Here is a 16662-nt window from a genome sequence, read left to right on the forward strand (position 1 = left end):
GGCAATTCACTGCGCTGCAGGGGCAGGAGACCGCTATTCCCCCGCCGGCAGGCTCTGCAAAATTATCAGCTGAACAGGAACTTTCACTGCCGCGGCGGGTTGATTGGCTGTGCCTCGGGCACGCTGAAAAAATTGCAGGAGATCATCCTATGAAACACCTCATGCTCTCGACTTCGCTGATCGTTGCCGCCGCGGTGCCGGCCATCGCGGGCTCGGAAACAGAGGGGTCTGGCAGCGCAGAGGCAGGGGTTCAGCTTGAAACCCCTGCAGCGGATGCATCCGCCGGCGCTGGCACCATGGGCGAAGCAAAGGCAGAAAGCACTCCGCTGCAGCCGGCCACCGAAGCCGCTGATCAGCCTGCGGAAACCGGAAAAAGCCCGCTGAGCGCCGGCACCGCCTCTGAGGGCGGCCTTACGGCAATTCTTCCGGACGCCGACGCGCCCGCGATGGCGCCGCTGGACATGAACGAGGTGACGGCAGAAGCCCTGACAGGTGCTCCGGCCTATGACGCCAAAGACGACCATATCGGAGAGCTTTCGCAGATTATCGTGAACACCAATGGAGGTGTCGAAGCCGTGATCATTGACGTGGGCGGCTTCCTGGGCATCGGTGAAAAACCGGTCGAGCTGACCATGGGCGACATCCAGATCATGCAAGTGAACGGCGACCTGCGGATCGTCACCCATCTGACCCGCGAACAGCTGGAGGCGCTGCCGGATTATCTGCCCAACTGATGCGCCGGATTTCCGGGGGCTTGATAGCCCTGCATCCGCCGCCCGAGCACCTCGCCCTTTTCCGGCTGCCTGCCTCGCAGCGGTGTACCGGACTGGCATCCCGGCCAAGCGGCGCAAGACCGGGTTCCCGATCGGGACCCGGTCTTCTTCTATTCAGGCGCTTGGAACATTAATTGGCAGCAGGCCGCTAAATCAGGCCCGCTGACAGCGCTGCCGCGGCGGTGCCAATGCCGCCAAGCGTCAAAAGCGCAATCAGCCCGTCACGGGTCAGCATGGCAACAGCCAGCAGGCCGACGGCGGCGCCCAGCAGCGACGAGGTAATGGGCACGATTTCCAGCAGCGGCATCAGGGTGCCGCAGATCAGGCAGACCAGGCGGATTGCGGAGAGGAACGGCGGGCGGAAAAGAACCGGCAGCCGTTTTCGCGAGTGCCGGACGAGCCAGCGCACGGTGCGGCGCAGCACCGCGGCCGCCTTGCGCACAGACCTGGCCCTGATCCTGCGGCGGCCCAGCCAGCGCGGAAGCCAGATGTGCGTCCGGCCGAGCAGCATCTGCCCGCAGATCAGGCAGATCATGACACCGCAAGCGGAAGAGAACATCGGAATGCCGCTGAGCGGGGTAACCGCTGCCAGCACCGGAAGGGCGAGCACAGCCGGAAGCGAGTTTTGCCCAAGCTCCTCTGCCATCTTGCCGACGGTTATGGCCGTGCGGTGGCGGCGTGCAATGGCGCTGGTATTCTTGAGCACATTTTCGACAGGATGTTTTGCAGAATCCATTTCGTTCCTTGACCGGCTGCTTGCTTACGGCGGGCCAACGCCCCTGCCCGGCGGCAGGTTCCCGCCGCCGGCGCTATCCGTTCAAGGCGTTTTCCGCCGACAGTGTGCAGGCAGGCCGATTTTCCCGCCGGCGCAGGAACCTTTGTTCCCGCACATGCGTTCTCACCGTGCATCCCAGCGAGGGACATCAATGAAAAGGAGCATCAACAATGACTCATCTGATCCGCACCACCGCTCTTGCCGCGGCCATGGCCACGGCGGCCGCAGCAGGCCCGATGGTTTCCGAAATTGACGTGACGGCGGACCTGAGCGCCATTGAAAATTACCAGGCGGCCAAAGTCTGGACGAGCCTGGAAACCGACCTTGAAACAGCCCTTGCCCAGCAGCTGATCGGCCAGATCGCCGAGGCAGGCGCATCGGAGACAGCCGAAATCAATGTCGAGATCGACTCCGTCGCACTGGCCAGCAACTTTGAGCAGGCCCTGGGCGTTGGCGAATGGGTTCTGAAGGGCGACGTTGACATCGACATGCCGGACGCGTCCCAGGACATGCGCTACGACCTCACCGTCTCCGCGGACCAGGTGAATGCGTACTACCCCCAGGGCACCGATCCTGCGCTTGTGACCGTGGACAGCGAGCTGTTCTACAACGCCATCATTGATGCCTTTGCAGGCAATGTCGCGTCGAAACTGAAATAAGGAGGCGGCTATGCGTATCTTTCTTGCAGTTCTGGCCCTGGCCGGCCTGACGGCCGCCTGTGAAACAGCTGAAGGTTTTGGCAGAGACGTGTCGAACCTCGGCAATGAAATCACCGAAGAATCCCAGGAAGCGCAACAATAACCTGCGTTGCCAATTGAATTCTGAATGGTCCGGCGGCCGCTTGCCCCGGACCATCGTTTTTTTGCGCACAAGGAAGCTTCACGCAGGACCGGATCGCCAGGCTGCCCCCGGCATCGCCCCCGGGCGGCAGGTCAGACGATGTCTTCGGTCGCTCCGGGAAGGGGCTGCTGCAGCTCAGCCATCCGGTCCGGGTCATGCGGCACCAGCAGTCCGCGGCGGGCTTCCGGACGGCGCACCTGGTTGCGCTGGATTTCCTGCTGCCACCAGTCGGCTGCATTCTCCAGCTCCAGCGCTTCCGCTGGCAGGTCCTCCTGCCACCAATGCCGGGCAAGCGCCTGCCACAGCCGTGCGATCCGGTCCTGCCGGGTGATCCGCAAGGCCGCCTCCGTATCCCAGCGCATCGACCGGCCGTTCAAATTGGCCGAACCGACCAGGGCAAAGTCCCGGTCCGTGATCAGCGCCTTGCTGTGCAGGTAGATCATCGGTGAGCCAGCCAGCGTCGAAGGCGCATCCCGGGCTGCCATGCGCCGCTGCACCGGGCTGGCAATGCAGGCACGGGAGCCGAAGGCCGCGTTCACAGTCTCCAGCGCTTCCGCCTGCAGCGCCATGCCATAGCGGGCATCCAGCTCCTGATTGCCGTCAAAGGCGACGTCCTCTGGCAAGGCAGGCAGGATCAGGATCAGCGACAGGTCCGGATTGCGCCGGGCTGCGTCGGCCAGACCGCGGGCGATGACGCTGGAGCGCAGAAACTGGGTTTCCAGATAAATCAGGCGTTTGGCACTTGCAAAGGCAGCCAGGTGATCCTCTTCAATCTCGCGCAGGACTGTTTTTGGCGACAGCGCCCAGAAACCGGCACGGCGCGGAACAGACAGGGTGCGGCGGATGTGGCGGCCTTCGGGCGGCGTTCTGCGCTGCGCCACGTCCTCGAGGAAGCAATCCAGGTGCGCGGCGGCTTCCTCGGCCTCGGGGCCGCGCAGCAGCAGTTGCACATCCGCCCATGTCTTGAACGCCGGCTGATCATGGTCCGGGGTGTCGTACCGGCGGCGGTTCTGATCCAGCCCGCCGATATACAGGGTTTCGCGGTCAACCACCGCGACCTTCTGGTGATGCGACACGGGATAAAGCTGCGGCAGCCCGGTTTCCGCGGCTGAGGGCCGCAACCGCCGCGGCAGCTTCCGCAGCTTGCGCAGCACAAAGGGCGAAAATGCCAGCCGCGGCAGGATCCCGGCCCGGGCCGGATGAAGCGCAGCAGTTACGGAAAGCCGCGCGGCTTCCTCAGGCGCAAGCCCGTCACGGATTTCCCGGGCCTGATCCAACGTTCTTTGCGCGGCAGCGTGCAGAGGCGCGGCCATCACCGGGTCGAAGTCGCTCACCACCAGACGGACATTCACGCCGCTGCGCAAGGCGGCGGCAATCAGATCCGCCCAGGTGTCACCGGTTTCGCGCGCCTCAGCGCTGAGCAGGCCGGTGGACAAGTCAAAGAGGCGGAAGCTCGCTGTAATCTCCGTCCTGGCCTGCAGAACCGCACGTTCAAAGGCTGGCCAGGCCTGCTCGGCCGTAACCAGAACTGCAAACTCCGGGCAGCCATGGTCGTCACGCTGCGGGTTCTGCTGCATCCTCGTCCTGTTCTTTCTGGGTTTCGTCCGGCGGCACAGCTCCCGCAACGGCAGGGAAGCCCAGCCGGTAGACAAAGCTGTCCTCGGTCTCCACCGTCCTGGCGTCCCCTTCGAGCTGGGCAGCAAAAGCCATCATCAGCCGTGCGCCGATCCCGCCTCCCGCAATATGCTCTTCCGGATGCTGCAAGGGCCGGCCCCTGGTATTTATGATTTCAAGCTCAAGCCAGTTTTCAGCTGTTTCGCGCAGGTTGACCTGTATCTCAGGGCGCCCGCCCTCCGGGATGCCGAGATGCTTGACCGCGTTTGTCATCGCCTCGGACACCAGCATCGACAGGGTAACGCCCTGATCCTGGGACAGCGGGATTTCCGCCAGATCGGTCTGGATTGCCACTTCCTGCCCCGCCCTGACGTTCATTGCACCGATTTCGGAGATCAGTTCGCGGATGAGCTCGCGGCTGTCCACGGTGGTGATGTCGGGGTTGGTGTTCAAATGGCGGTGGATCGTGGCCAGGCCGCGCACCCGCCGCTGCAGCTGCGACAGCATCCGCCGGGCTTCGGGCGTGTGGGCGCCGCGGGCCTGCATGTTCATGATCGATGCCACAAGCTGCAGGTTGTTTTTGACCCGGTGATGAACCTCGCGCAGCAGAATGGTCTTTTCTTCCAGATCCAGTTCGCGCCGCCGCTCAGCTTCGCTGAGGATGGCGACCATCCGGTTGAAGGACTGCTGCGCTTCCTCGAACTCGCGCGGGGGGTTCTTCAATTCCAGCTTCGGGTCTTCCCGCTCTCCCAGCGCGTAGCGCCGCATGGCCTTGCGCAGTGCACTAAGGGGCCGGATCACCAACTGCTGAAGGCCGAGGATCGCAACACAGACGCCCGCCAGCCACATCAGGACAGGAAAAGCCACAGTCATCAGGGACGCCGGATTTCTGGCCGCCAGAATGGCATCCTCCACCGGCCAGCTCCCGACGACAACCACCTGACCGGGAAGGATTTCGGTCACTGCAAAAAAGCGCTCGCTGCCGGAGCGGGCGTCCTCGAAAAACGTATCCCCTACGCGGTTCACCAGATCCCGACGCGGCACCGACACCGGCAGCACCTCCGGCGCTTCGGGACCGGGTAATGTGGCGGAAAGAATTTCCCCCTGCGCATCAACCGTGACGAATTCAATGCCTTCGCCCCGGATGTCTGTGCCCGGCTGAATTGGCGTAACCTTGTGCGGAATCGCGATCGCAATGTAGCCCAGCAGTATCCCATCGCGCTGGACCGGGCTGGCAGCCAACAGATAGGAGCGGTCTTCTCCCAGGAGATCGCGCCCCAGGGCGAAGGACAGCTGCGACGTCTGCCGGACCTTCAGGTACAGCCAGTTGCCGGACATGTCCCGGGCCTGGCCGTCTGAAGCGCAATCCACCTGGCCATTCGGGGTGACGAAGGCGGCGAAAGTAAAGGGGTTCGGGCCCTCGGTGAAGGCTCTGAGCAGCGCGCTGCAGCCGCGGCTGTCTTCGGCCACCGGCAGAATGGCCGCCGCCAGCCCCTCGGTTGCCCCGCCTGCCCGCTGCAGCAGTTTCCTTTCCCGCGCCGCAGCCCGTTCGGTGCGGTCCAGCAGAGATGCATGCGACAGCCGGGTGGCTTCGTCGACGACGGCATTTGTCTGGTAGAGCGCAATCAGGCCAAGCGGCAGCAGGGCAAAGGTCATCAGCGCCGCAAGACGCAGAAACAACCCGCCTGCCAGCCGCCGCGGCATTGCGATCATGCAGCGCCTTGCTGGGCAACGATCCCAGCAGTAACGCTGTCTGTCAGTTCCATCTGGCTCTGCTCGTCCAGATCCATCAGTTCTGTCAGGCGGGCACGCGCGCGGTTGACCCGGCTTTTGATTGTGCCGGTCTTCACGCCGCACATCTCTGCCGCCTCCTCATAGGAAAATCCGCCCGCCCCAACCAGCACCAGCGCCTCGCGCTGCTCATCGTTCAGCTGCGCAAACGCAGAGGCGAAATCCCGCATGTGAAGCCGCCCGTCGTGCTCGGGTTTCTGCGCCAGTTTCTCGGAGAGGACACCGTCCGCATCCTCGACCTCGCGCTTGCGCTTGCGGCGCAGCGAGTAGAAGGTGTTGCGCAATATCGTGAACAGCCAAGCGCGCATGTTGGAGCCGGGCTCGAATTTATCGATGTTGGTCCATGCCTTGACCAAGGTGTCCTGCACCAGATCGTCCGCCGTGGCGCTGTTGCGTGTCAGGCTGACCGCAAAAGCGCGCAGAGCGCCAAGGTGATTGACCAAGTCGTCTCTCGGGTCGGCCTGAACATCAGTCATCGGAGGCGGCCTCCTCAGACTGCCCGGACGGTTTTTGCGTTTCCTGCTTTCTCAACTGCTCAAGCAGTTCGGTAAACCGGTCCGGCACCTGCTGGCTGGCTACCTCATTGAACGCCCGCTTCAGGTTCTCATCGATTTCGCGGTCGGCCTGCTCCTTGCGCGGCCGGGCACGTGGGGGCTGTGTCATGCAATCCATCATTTTTTTGCGCAGTTTCTGGAACCAAACGTCCCGGGGCGCGTATAGTTCCATGTATATTGCAAAAAAAGGAACGTCGCAAAATGACCTCTCAACCGGGAGAATTGATCGCCAGCCAGATTGGAGCCAACCTGCCCTATCTGCGCCGGTACGCGCGGGCGCTGACAGGCAGCCAAAGCAGCGGCGACAAATATGCCCTGGCAGCGCTGGAGGCAATCCTGGCGGGCGAAGCCGAATATGACAGCAGCCTGTCGCCCAAAGTGGCACTGTTCCGGGTTTTCCACGCGATTTGGGCCTCGTCGGGCGGACCGGCAGGTGACTATGAGACGGATACCGGGCTTGCGGCCAAGGCGCAGAAGCACCTGCGGCAACTGACGCCGAACACCCGTGAGGCGTTGCTTCTGCACACCATTGAAGATTTCAGCGCAGCCGACACCGGCACCATCATGGAAGTAAGCGAGGGCGAGGCTTCCGAGCTGATTTCAATCGCTTATGATGAAATGTCACGTTCGACCGCGGGCAACATCATGATCATCGAGGACGAGGCCATCATCGCGATGGACCTGGAGGCTATTGTCACCGGAATGGGCCACAGCGTGACCGGCATCGCCCGCACCGAAGCCCGCGCCAAGGATCTTGCAGCTGATGCGCCGGCCGATTTGATACTGTCGGACATCCAGCTGGCCGACAATTCCAGCGGCATCGATGCGGTGAACGGCATTCTTGCCGAACACGGCGACCGCCCGGTGATCTTCATTACAGCCTATCCTGAGCGCCTGCTGACCGGCGAAGGGCCAGAGCCTGCCTTCCTGATCTCCAAACCCTACACCGAAGAGCAGGTTCGTTCCGCCGTAAGCCAGGCAATGTTTTTTTCCTCAACCGAAACACTGAAGGCCTGACGGCTGATCGGGTGAGACCTGTTTGCACAGCCCGGGCTGCATCTGCGGCCCGGGCTTTTTCCGTTCTACGGCGTGCTGAACGATTGCACACCCAATGCAAATAAGGCGAAGTTTTGGCTGACGTCCCTCCAAGCGCCTGGCTGTCTTCCTGACAGCCGGGAGCCCGGGCAGGAAGACAGCCGGCTTGGGGCGTCACGACTTGGCGATTGCCCGCAGCATCCATGCCGCCTGCTCGTGGAAGGCCGAGCGCGCGGTTGCCAGATCCTCGGTAACGATATCGCGGCGGCGGCCGGCGACCTCCGCAAGGGCGTGCAGCCTGTGGGCAATACGCTCGTGGCTTGCAGCCAAATCCTGGGCCATCTGCCCGGCGTTGAGATCACCGTCCGGGTCCTCGATTTTCGAGCGGTTCAGCACCTCGTCCATCCGTGACGGGGCCAGATGCCCCAGCGCGCGGATACGCTCGGCCAGCAGATCGGCCGCCGTGAACATGTTCTCGTACTGCTCCTCTGTCAGCTTGTGCATCGAGTAGAACGCCGGGCCTTCCACATTCCAGTGGCAGGCGTGGGTTTTGAAAACAAGCCGGTATGTATCTGCAAGCACATCCGCCAAGCCCTCGGCAATTGCGCCGGTGTCCTTCACACCGGTTTCAACTTTGTCGGGGCTTGGAACGGCGGAAAGCGCGCCAGTCATGGGAAACTCCTTTTCTGGTCCATAGTTTGATGACTGGGAGTAAACCCATGAGCGGGAAGAAAGTTCCGCTTCGCCTCCGCCGGGCTTGCAGGGAGCCGCGCGCCCGCGCCCCCGGCGGCCTGGGTGTCAGGAAGTGCCTTTGCGCAGGAGGCGCGCAATCAGAACTGCCGCGAACAGCAGCAGGAAAATGAAGAACAGGATTTGTGCGATTCCTGCGGAGGCCGAGGCAATGCCGCCGAACCCGAAGGCGCCGGCGATGACAGCAACGGCCAGGAAAACGAGTGCCCAGTAAAGCATGGCGTATCCTTTCAGTTGCGTGGTGTATGTATTCAACCCGCACCCCCGGAAAATGTTCCATGGCTGTGGACTGCCTTGCCCCTCACTTGCCAGGGGGCTCGCTGCCGCATCCCGGCGAGCGGCTTGGGCCAATGGTTTCGCAGGTGCACTTGCAGCACCCGCAGGCACAAGGATTGGGCTGGCCGCCCGTCAGATCAGCGGCCGCAAATCGGGAGCATCCAGGTCCACCAAGGCCATTTCGGCAAGCGCCGGCAAATTCCTGATTTTCAGCATGCCATTGGTCCATTCCGCCAGTTTGCTGCTGCGAAGGATTTTCAGCATCTTGTTGGTGTGCACCAGCGACAGGCCCAGAGCATCCGCAAGGTCCTGCTGACGGTAGGGCAGCGGCACAGCGTTCTTGACCTCCATGCCGACGGCCTGCAGCCGCTGATACATCCGCACCAAGGCCCACGCAATGCGCTGCCGGGCATCGCGCTGCCCCAGCGAGGCGATGGTTTCACCGAGGAAATGCTCCTCGACGGCAGCAATCCAGGTCAGGTCGTACGCCCGCTCCGGGTGCCGCTCGAACAGTTCGAACAGCGCCGCCCTGCGGAACACGCACAATGTCATGCTGGTGGTGGCTTCGACGGAATGTTTCATTTCGCCCATCAGCCCGGCCTGAAGCCCGGCGAAATCGCCCGGGAACAGGAAATTGATTACCTGCCGCCGCCCGTTTTCCAGTGTTTTGTAGCGCGTTCCCATCCCCTTCAGAACCGTGAAGAGCTGCGGGCTGTTGGATCCCTCAAGGAGGATCGTGGTTCCGGCATCTACAACCATTTCTCCGGTCTTGAATTCCTGGGTAAAGCCGACTTCCTCGCGCGACATTGGCGTGAAAATGGCCCGTTTGCGCAACGGGCAGTTCTGACAGGCGGTCGCAGACATGATCTTCCCCCTCCTCGGCTATGTCGCAGTTTAATGCATGAGGACCGGAAAAGTTCCAAAATACCGGGGTGCAGGGGGAGCATGTTCAATGGATACGTCCGACCGCGGAAGCGCGCATATCTACCTGATCGCCTCCAGGGACTATCTGGTCACATGCGATATTTGCGATGCGATTATCGATTACGACCCGTCCGCTGAGATCAGTGTGCAACAGGGCCACAAGGTCGCGCTGTCAGTTCTTGCCGGCTACCAGCGTATAGCCGTGGCCTTCGTGGAAGCAGGTACGGAACTTGTGGCGCGCCTGAAGATCGACAGGAGGGTCCAGAGCCGGGGCGGCAGGCTCGTTCTGATGGGGAGCATGGCCGAAAATGAACTGGACGCGCGGTCGCCGCGGCTGCGCTGGCCGGTGCTTGCCAGGCCGGTTTCCACCCGGATGATCCTGGCCCATCTGCCCCCTCGCAACCATGGCGCAGGGAACCAAACAGGTTTTCCCGGGTTGGTTTCCTGACTGCTGTTTCTGGCAGCCCTGTCAAAGGAGAAAGACATGCTTGGTTGGGCACTTACGTTTCTGGTAATCGCTCTGGTTGCAGCGCTGCTCGGGTTTGGCGGCATCGCCGGCGCCTCTGCAGGGATTGCGAAGATCCTCTTTGTTATCTTCCTGGTCCTGTTTGTCATCGCGATGGTTGCGCGTGCGATGAAAGGTAAGCCGCCGGTCTAAGGCGGCGCACGTACCGCGTTCAGCCGGCCTGCCGGCTTGGGAATGCGGTACCGGATGGCGGCCGGTCCGGGGGGAAGGCCGCCATCCGGCGTTTCTGGGTTGCGCGCGCTGTTATCCGCTATTGCGGCAGTGCGTGTTTCCCGCGGCAGTCATGCTTTGAGAAGGCGGAAAGCTTCCTGAAACACCATGCGCTGCGCCGGCCGCGCTGTCCGAGTATCGCAAGGGGGGACAAGACTGACGCGCAAGCCCGGCAAACGGCCAGGCCTTGCCGGCGCAGGAAATCCACCCGGCAATGATCCCTTGCAGCGCCCCCCCACGCTTTGGCCGGCCGGCGATCACGCACAACTAACGGGCTGTGACCGGTCAAATGCTTGCCAGCCAGCCGTTAGCGATTAAGGTTGACGGTGCAAGCACCACACGGAGACAGCCAAATGCAGGATCTCGCCCCAGCCCCTGATCTGAAACCGGAGTCTGCGCAGCCTGATCTTCCTGCAAATCCTCCGGGTCTGCACGAACGGGCGCTACACATGCTGGCGCGGCTGCTGCCGCTGTCTTTCTTCCGGCGCCCGCCGAAGATCATCATCATCGACGCCACCAACAGCTGCAACTTGCGCTGCCCGGTTTGCCCGGTGACATTTGCGATGCAGCGCAAGCGCGGCATGATGAAGCCAGCTGTGTTCCGCAAGATCATCGACGATTTCAAAGACCAGCCGGAGAAACCGGCGATCTACTTCAGTTTTTCGGGTGAGCCGACGCTGCACAAGGACCTGCCCGATTTCATCGCTTATGCGCATGAGAACGGCCACGACACTTACCTGTCGACCAATGCCACCCGCCTGACCCCTGAGATGAGCGAACGGCTGGTCCGCTCCGGACTGGCGCGTGTCAATCTCTGCATGGACGGGTTCTCCAAGGAGGCGCAGGAGATTTACCGGGTCAACTCCGACTTCGGCAAGGTCAAAGCCAGCATCGAGGAGTTCCTGAACATCAAGAAGGAGCTGGGTTTCAAAACCCCTGTCACGGTGCTGCAGACGCTGCTGACCAGCTATTCCGAACCGCAGATGGATGAGATGGAAGCCTGGGCGCGCGAGGCGGGTTTTGACAGGGTGCGGTTCAAGACCTTCTCGATCGGCTCCTACACCTCCGCCGATCAGAAGCGCGAGTTCGCCCATTTCCTGCCGCGCCAGAAAAAGCTCCGCCGCCACCCGCGGCACACCAGCCACGCGCTGTGCACGGTGCCGCTGTTCCAGTCGGTGGTGTTCTGGAACGGCGATCTGGGCCTGTGCTGCATCGACTACGACCAGGTAATCCAGCTGCCCAACGTTGAGAAGGACGGTTTCCTCGCCGCCTACCGCTCAGACGAGGCCGCCCGCGCCCGCAAGCGCGGCTTCCTCAAGCAATTCGGCATCTGCAAGACCTGCTCCTTCTCAAACGCCGAAAATATGGGCATCCGGCGCGACCTGAAGGCATAGCCTGCCCGGCCCTACTTCTTTGCAAAAATGCTCTGGGGGGTGAAGGCCAAAGGCCTGAGGGGGCAACGCCCCCTCCCCTTTACCGCTGCAGCAGGATCGGGAACCAATCCTCGCGCAGGCGCTGGCCGGGCTGCATCTCATGGCCCGGGAACGGCGGCGAGGTGCGGCCGGGGCGTTCCACATAACGCGCATCATCCCCCACCAGACGCAGCGAAAAGGCGCGCCGGCGCGCGGCGGAGGTATTACCGCGGGCGCCGTGCAGGATCTTGTAGTTAAAGGCCACCGCGTCGCCCGGTTGCATCGGATACTCCAGCACGGTCATGCCTTCGGCATCCGGGTCCGGGACCGGCATGTACTGGCCTTCATCCGGGAAGAAGTCCTCCTCAGATACCCAGCGGGTCGGCAGCACTTCCTTCTCCCATTTGTGCGAGCCGGCCACACAGCGCAGGGTGGCTTCCTTCACCTCATCCAGCGGCGACCAGAAGCTGATGGTCTGTTCGCCTTCGACAAAATAGTAGGGGCCGTCCTGATGCCAGGGGGTCGGCATCGAGGTGCCCGGCTCCTTGACCAGCACATGGTCATGGAACATCTGCACCGAAGTGGATTTCATCAAGTCGGCGGCGACTTCGGCGACTGGGGAGTCTTCAATCGCCTGCTGGAACTCAGGAATGCGGGTCCAGTTGCAGTAGTCGTCGAAGAACCGCCCGGTCTGGCCCGCTTTTTCATTGTTCGAGGCATACGGCCCGGGGTTTTCCATATTCGCAGCAACGCCTGCACGCAGCAGCTCAACCTGGTCCGCGAACAGCCCGCGGATCAGGACCACGCCGTCGCGCTGGTATTGTTCGACATGCTCCGGGGTGATGAGGGGGTGGACCATTGCTGCCTCCGCTGCTGAATGATGCAATTCTGATGCGCCATTCCTGCCGCGGCCCGGGCATAGTTTCAAATCATATCTTATTAATATACCCTTCCACACATGTTATATCTCACCCTGCGCCACTACGAATATATCTGCGCTGTGGCCCGGCACGGCAGCCTGTCAGCCGCGGCTGATGCCGTTCATGTAAGCCAGCCCGCGCTCTCCGCTGCATTAAGCCGGATTGAAGATCATCTGGGCCACACCCTTTTCCTGCGCCGCCGCGGGGCGGCGCTGGCAATGACGCCGCAGGGCAGGCTGTTTGCAGAAAAAGCCCAAGCGCTGCTGGAACAAGCTGCCCTTCTGGAGGATCCCAAGGCTGCGGGCGCCGGGCAAAAGAGGCTGGTGCTGGTCTGCTTTTCCGACCTTGCCCCTTTCCTGCTGGCGCCTGCCCTGAAAGCATTGCGTCTGGCCATGCCAGAGGTGGAGATCAGCCACCGGGCCTGCGGTTTTGAGCCTCTGATCACTGCCCTGTCAGAGGGCGAGGCTGATTTTGCGGTCACCTATGATTTGGGGCTGGACGCGGGCTTCAGCCGGGCACAGCTGGACCGGTTGTCGCCGCATGCGCTGGTGCCGCCGGACCATCCGCTGGCCGGCCGCGGCGGCATATCTCTGGCTGAGCTGGCACAGCACCCGCTGGTGCTGTCGCAGGAGGGGCTGTCGGTGCAGCATATTCTGGGACTGTTCAAGGCGCACGGGCTGGTGCCGCGGATCGCTCACAGGGCAGATTCGCTGGAGCTCCTGCGCAGCCTGGCAGCCAATGGCGAGGGAGTTGGCATCAGCTACAGCCTGCCGCCCGGCGGCATGAGCTATGACGGCAAACCTTTGTGCACGGTCCGGGTGACCGATCCGGGGGCAGAGGAACCGGTGATTCTGGCAGCACATGCAGAGCTGCCAGAGACCTCTGCAGCCCATCAGGCCTACCGCATTCTGCAAAGGGAACTGGGCGCCGCCGGGTCAGACCTTGCGCAGTCGGATCACCACGTCGACTGAGGCGATCTCCATCCCCTCGGGCGCTTCCGGCAGCTTGTGAATCACTAGTTCCTGTGCAGGCGCATCGCTGACGCGGCCCTCATCCTCCCAGAAGAAATGGGGGTGGTCGTGGGTGTTGGTGTCGAAATAGCTTTTGGAGCCGTCCAGCGGGATCTCCTGCAGCACGCCTGCATCGCAGAAGGCGCGCAGCGTGTTGTACACGGTGGCCAGCGAAACCGCGGCCCCCTTTTTCTTGGCCGACTCGAACAGGCTTTCCGCCGTGATATGGCGGTGCTTACCATCGCCCACCAGCAATTCGGCAAGCGCAACCCGCTGCCGGGTGGGTCTCAGCCCGGCATCTGTCAGCCAGCGTGTGGCCACTTCTTCGCTGTTTGGCGTCATGAGCAGGTCCTGCTTCGCGTTGCTGACCGTATATATAGGAGCAACACCCGGGGTTTTTCAAATGAAATTCATTCGCAGCTGGCAGGCCGTTTCCGGTGCGCCTGTGGCACAATCAGCGCAGGAAGTGACGCGGGGTACCCTTGCAGGACCCTTTGGCCGGGTGCTACAGGGAGCCAGATGTATATATACACGAACCTCAGGCAGGAGATGCGCCCGGATGGCCGATTACCCCAGCAGCTTTGACAAGGACGATTTGCTGAAATGCGCGCGGGGCGAGCTGTTCGGGCCCGGCAATGCACAGCTGCCGGCGCCGCCGATGCTGATGATGGACCGTATCACCGAGATTTCCGGTGACGGCGGCGAACATGGCAAGGGCCATGTGATTGCAGAATTCGACATCACCCCGGACCTGTGGTTCTTTGACTGCCACTTCCCCGGCAACCCGATTATGCCCGGCTGCCTGGGCCTTGACGGCCTGTGGCAGCTGACCGGCTTCAACCTGGGCTGGCGCGGCTGGCAGGGCCGCGGCTATGCGCTGGGTGTGGGTGAGGTGAAGCTCACCGGCATGGTGCGCCCGGACCGCAAGATGCTGACCTACCGCGTCAACTTCACCAAGGCGGTGCAGACCCGCCGCCTGACCATGGGCGTTGCCGATGGCATCGTGGAAGCAGACGGTGAAGTGATCTATCAGGTCAAGGATATGAAAGTGGCCCTGTCCGAAAGCTGATACGCTTTCCGGCAGGACAAAAGTCACAGGAACAGGAGTACGCACATGCGCCGCGTCGTCGTCACCGGTTTGGGGATTGTCTCCTCCATCGGGAACAATGCCGAAGAGGTCACCGCTTCTTTGAAGGCCGGGAAATCCGGCATCGTTGCCAGCCCGGAAATGGCTGAGCACGGCTTCCGCAGCCAGGTGGCCGGCACGCTGAAGATCGACGTCGCCGAGCATGTGGACAAGCGCACTTTGCGTTTCATGGGCCCCGGTGCGGCCTATGCCCATATCGCCATGAGCCAGGCGATTGCCGACGCGGGCCTGTCCGAAGATCTGGTGGTGAACGAGCGCACCGGCCTGGTGGCAGGCTCCGGCGGCCCGTCGACCTCGGCCATGCTGACTGCGCATCAGACGGTGCTGAAAACCGGCGCCACCAAGCGCATCGGCCCCTTTGCGGTGCCGAAGTGCATGTCCTCGACGATCTCCGCGAACCTGGCGACCGCGTTCAAGATCAAGGGCATCAACTACTCGATCACCTCCGCCTGCTCGACCTCGCTGCACTGCATCGGCAATGCTGCTGAACAGATCATGATGGGCAAGCAGGACGTGATGTTCGCCGGCGGCGGCGAGGAGCTGGACTGGACCCTCAGCTGCCTGTTCGACGCCATGGGCGCGATGTCCTCCAAGAAGAACGACGAGCCGGAGAAAGCCTCGCGCGCGTTCGACCAGGACCGCGACGGGTTCGTGATCTCCGGCGGCGGCGGCATCGTGGTGCTGGAAGAGCTGGAGCACGCGCTGGCCCGCGGCGCCAAGATCTATGCCGAAGTAACAGGCTTTGCCGCAACTTCCGACGGCCACGACATGGTGGCCCCGTCCGGCGAAGGCGGCGAGAGGGCAATGCGCCTGGCGCTGTCGACCCTGCCCGAAGGGCGCAAGGTGGATTACATCAACGCACACGGCACCTCGACCCCGGTCGGCGACGTCGGCGAAGTCGAAGCCGCCCGCCGGGTGTTTGGCGAGGGCAACGTGCCGCCGATCTCTTCGACCAAATCGATGACCGGCCACGCCCAGGGTGCTGCCGGTGCGCTGGAGGCAATCTTCTGCCTCCTGATGCTGGACAACGACTTTATTACCCCGTCGATCAATGTCGACACCCTCGCCGAAGGCATCCTGCCGGGTGAGATTGCCACCAGCCTGGTGGAAAACGCCGGCCTCGACTCGGTGATGACCAACAGCTTCGGCTTTGGCGGCACCAACGGCTCGATGGTTCTGAGCAAGTACAAGGGATAAGTGACGATGGCGGGACTGCTGACAGGCAAACGCGGCCTGATTATGGGCGTGGCCAATGACCGATCCATCGCCTGGGGTATTGCCAAGGCCATGGCGGAAGCCGGGGCCGAACTGGCCTTTACCTACCAGGGTGAAGCCTTTGGCAAGCGGCTGGAGCCGCTGGCGCAGAGCGTCGGTTCGGATTTCATGGTCGACGTCGATGTGACCGACGATGCGTCGCTGGACGCAGCTTTCGAGCAGCTGGCAGGCCGCTGGCCCGCGATTGACTTTGTGGTCCATGCAATTGCCTATTCGGACAAGAACGAGTTGACCGGGCGCTTCCTGGATACCACGCGGGCGAACTTCAAGAACTCGCTGGATATTTCAGCCTATTCCTTCATCGAAGTGGCGCGCCGTGCCCACCCGCTGATGAAGGAGAACGGCGGCACCCTGCTGACCCTGACGTACCAGGGTTCGAACCAGGTGGTTCCGAACTACAACGTAATGGGTGTGGCCAAGGCGGCGCTGGAATCCGCGACCCGCTATCTGGCCAATGATCTGGGCCCGGAAGGCATCCGCGTGAACGCGATCTCTCCCGGCCCGATGAAGACCCTGGCCGGGGCCGCAATCGGCGGCGCGCGCAAGACCTTCAAACACACCGCACAGAATGCGCCGCTGCGCGACAACGCGACGCTGGAAGCGGTCGGCGGCACTGCAGTTTACCTGGCATCGGATGCCGGCGCCTGCACCACCGGCGAAATCATCCGGGTCGATGGCGGGTTCCACATCCTGGGAATGCCGCAGCCGGATCACCTGTGATCAGCTGCTTGTAATTTCAGAAAGTTGAGGCGCCCTTGCGGCGCCTTTTCTTTTGTCTGCACTTTGGTTTCTATATTTTTATACCGAATCGCATAATAATAGAAAACAAC

The 16662-nt window shown here is 62.4% G+C and carries 21 protein-coding genes; 11 read left to right on the forward strand and 10 right to left on the reverse strand.

Features of this window, described 5'->3' with window-relative positions:
* Positions 1-149: 149 nt before the first annotated feature.
* Positions 150-734: a PRC-barrel domain-containing protein gene (locus LHL23_RS03975; RefSeq protein ID WP_226428881.1), complete on the forward strand. Its 585-nt coding sequence runs from the start codon at positions 150-152 to the stop codon at positions 732-734.
* A gap of 187 nt (positions 735-921) precedes the next feature.
* Here the strand turns inward: LHL23_RS03975 and LHL23_RS03980 are convergent, their stop codons facing one another.
* A complete protein-coding gene (locus LHL23_RS03980; protein WP_226428882.1) occupies positions 922-1479 on the reverse strand; it encodes an exopolysaccharide biosynthesis protein in 558 nt (185 codons plus the stop codon).
* 239 nt (positions 1480-1718) lie between these two features.
* On the opposite strand from LHL23_RS03980, the gene LHL23_RS03985 reads away from it, so the two are divergent.
* Positions 1719-2207 (forward strand): hypothetical protein, encoded by a 489-nt coding sequence (locus LHL23_RS03985; protein WP_222479312.1) that lies wholly within the window; start codon positions 1719-1721, stop codon positions 2205-2207.
* Positions 2208-2217: 10 nt separating this feature from the next.
* Positions 2218-2349, forward strand: coding sequence for an entericidin (locus LHL23_RS03990; protein WP_222479310.1), 132 nt, complete (start codon positions 2218-2220; stop codon positions 2347-2349).
* 131 nt (positions 2350-2480) lie between these two features.
* Here LHL23_RS03990 and LHL23_RS03995 read toward each other — a convergent pair whose 3' ends face one another.
* From LHL23_RS03995 to LHL23_RS04010, 4 genes are read right to left on the reverse strand one after another with little or no spacing between them, the layout of a single operon-like run.
* Entirely contained in the window at positions 2481-3965 is a 1485-nt protein-coding gene (locus tag LHL23_RS03995; RefSeq protein WP_226428883.1) for a phospholipase D family protein, read from the reverse strand.
* Complete coding sequence (locus LHL23_RS04000; protein ID WP_226428884.1) at positions 3943-5715, reverse strand: sensor histidine kinase; 1773 nt, start codon at positions 5713-5715, stop codon at positions 3943-3945. The genes LHL23_RS03995 and LHL23_RS04000 overlap by 23 nt, the downstream gene beginning before the upstream one ends.
* The gene (locus tag LHL23_RS04005; protein WP_226428885.1) at positions 5712-6269 is read right to left on the reverse strand and encodes an RNA polymerase sigma factor; all 558 of its coding nucleotides are present in this window, start codon (positions 6267-6269) and stop codon (positions 5712-5714) included. Before LHL23_RS04005 ends, LHL23_RS04000 begins: the two co-directional genes overlap by 4 nt.
* Entirely contained in the window at positions 6262-6519 is a 258-nt protein-coding gene (locus LHL23_RS04010) for a NepR family anti-sigma factor (protein ID WP_226428886.1), read from the reverse strand. Before LHL23_RS04010 ends, LHL23_RS04005 begins: the two co-directional genes overlap by 8 nt.
* A gap of 29 nt (positions 6520-6548) precedes the next feature.
* Here LHL23_RS04010 and LHL23_RS04015 point away from each other — a divergent pair, with 29 nt between their 5' ends.
* Positions 6549-7364, forward strand: a complete 816-nt coding sequence (locus LHL23_RS04015; protein WP_226428887.1) for a response regulator — start codon at positions 6549-6551, stop codon at positions 7362-7364.
* A gap of 192 nt (positions 7365-7556) precedes the next feature.
* Here the strand turns inward: LHL23_RS04015 and LHL23_RS04020 are convergent, their stop codons facing one another.
* From LHL23_RS04020 to LHL23_RS04030, 3 genes are all read right to left on the reverse strand, one after another.
* Positions 7557-8054: a Dps family protein gene (locus tag LHL23_RS04020; RefSeq protein ID WP_226428888.1), complete on the reverse strand. Its 498-nt coding sequence runs from the start codon at positions 8052-8054 to the stop codon at positions 7557-7559.
* Between the two features lie 126 nt (positions 8055-8180).
* Positions 8181-8351: a DUF1328 domain-containing protein gene (locus LHL23_RS04025; protein WP_226429040.1), complete on the reverse strand. Its 171-nt coding sequence runs from the start codon at positions 8349-8351 to the stop codon at positions 8181-8183.
* A 189-nt stretch (positions 8352-8540) separates the two neighbouring features.
* The gene (locus tag LHL23_RS04030) at positions 8541-9272 is read right to left on the reverse strand and encodes a Crp/Fnr family transcriptional regulator (protein WP_222479300.1); all 732 of its coding nucleotides are present in this window, start codon (positions 9270-9272) and stop codon (positions 8541-8543) included.
* 88 nt (positions 9273-9360) lie between these two features.
* On the opposite strand from LHL23_RS04030, the gene LHL23_RS04035 reads away from it, so the two are divergent.
* From LHL23_RS04035 to LHL23_RS04045, 3 genes are all read left to right on the forward strand, one after another.
* A complete protein-coding gene (locus LHL23_RS04035) occupies positions 9361-9780 on the forward strand; it encodes a hypothetical protein (RefSeq protein WP_226428889.1) in 420 nt (139 codons plus the stop codon).
* A gap of 36 nt (positions 9781-9816) precedes the next feature.
* On the forward strand, positions 9817-9990 hold the full coding sequence (locus LHL23_RS04040) for a DUF1328 domain-containing protein (protein ID WP_226428890.1): 174 nt from the start codon (positions 9817-9819) through the stop codon (positions 9988-9990).
* 527 nt (positions 9991-10517) lie between these two features.
* Positions 10518-11462: a radical SAM/SPASM domain-containing protein gene (locus LHL23_RS04045; RefSeq protein WP_226428891.1), complete on the forward strand. Its 945-nt coding sequence runs from the start codon at positions 10518-10520 to the stop codon at positions 11460-11462.
* 79 nt (positions 11463-11541) lie between these two features.
* Here LHL23_RS04045 and LHL23_RS04050 read toward each other — a convergent pair whose 3' ends face one another.
* The gene (locus tag LHL23_RS04050) at positions 11542-12339 is read right to left on the reverse strand and encodes a phytanoyl-CoA dioxygenase family protein (protein WP_222479292.1); all 798 of its coding nucleotides are present in this window, start codon (positions 12337-12339) and stop codon (positions 11542-11544) included.
* Positions 12340-12438: 99 nt separating this feature from the next.
* Here LHL23_RS04050 and LHL23_RS04055 point away from each other — a divergent pair, with 99 nt between their 5' ends.
* Positions 12439-13371: a LysR family transcriptional regulator gene (locus LHL23_RS04055; RefSeq protein ID WP_226428892.1), complete on the forward strand. Its 933-nt coding sequence runs from the start codon at positions 12439-12441 to the stop codon at positions 13369-13371.
* Here LHL23_RS04055 and irrA read toward each other — a convergent pair.
* Entirely contained in the window at positions 13336-13752 is a 417-nt protein-coding gene (gene irrA, locus LHL23_RS04060; RefSeq protein WP_222479289.1) for an iron response transcriptional regulator IrrA, read from the reverse strand. The two genes, LHL23_RS04055 and irrA, sit on opposite strands and share 36 nt — an antisense overlap.
* A gap of 217 nt (positions 13753-13969) precedes the next feature.
* On the opposite strand from irrA, the gene fabA reads away from it, so the two are divergent.
* The 3 genes from fabA to LHL23_RS04075 are packed head-to-tail and all read left to right on the forward strand — an operon-like array spanning position 13970 to position 16552.
* Entirely contained in the window at positions 13970-14479 is a 510-nt protein-coding gene (fabA, locus tag LHL23_RS04065; protein WP_039158860.1) for a bifunctional 3-hydroxydecanoyl-ACP dehydratase/trans-2-decenoyl-ACP isomerase, read from the forward strand.
* Positions 14480-14524: 45 nt separating this feature from the next.
* Positions 14525-15754: a beta-ketoacyl-ACP synthase I gene (fabB, locus tag LHL23_RS04070; protein WP_226428893.1), complete on the forward strand. Its 1230-nt coding sequence runs from the start codon at positions 14525-14527 to the stop codon at positions 15752-15754.
* Positions 15755-15760: 6 nt separating this feature from the next.
* Positions 15761-16552: an enoyl-ACP reductase FabI gene (locus LHL23_RS04075; RefSeq protein ID WP_222479285.1), complete on the forward strand. Its 792-nt coding sequence runs from the start codon at positions 15761-15763 to the stop codon at positions 16550-16552.
* Positions 16553-16662: the final 110 nt, after the last annotated feature.

This window comes from Leisingera sp. McT4-56 (assembly GCF_020514995.1).
GTDB lineage: Bacteria > Pseudomonadota > Alphaproteobacteria > Rhodobacterales > Rhodobacteraceae > Leisingera > Leisingera aquaemixtae_A.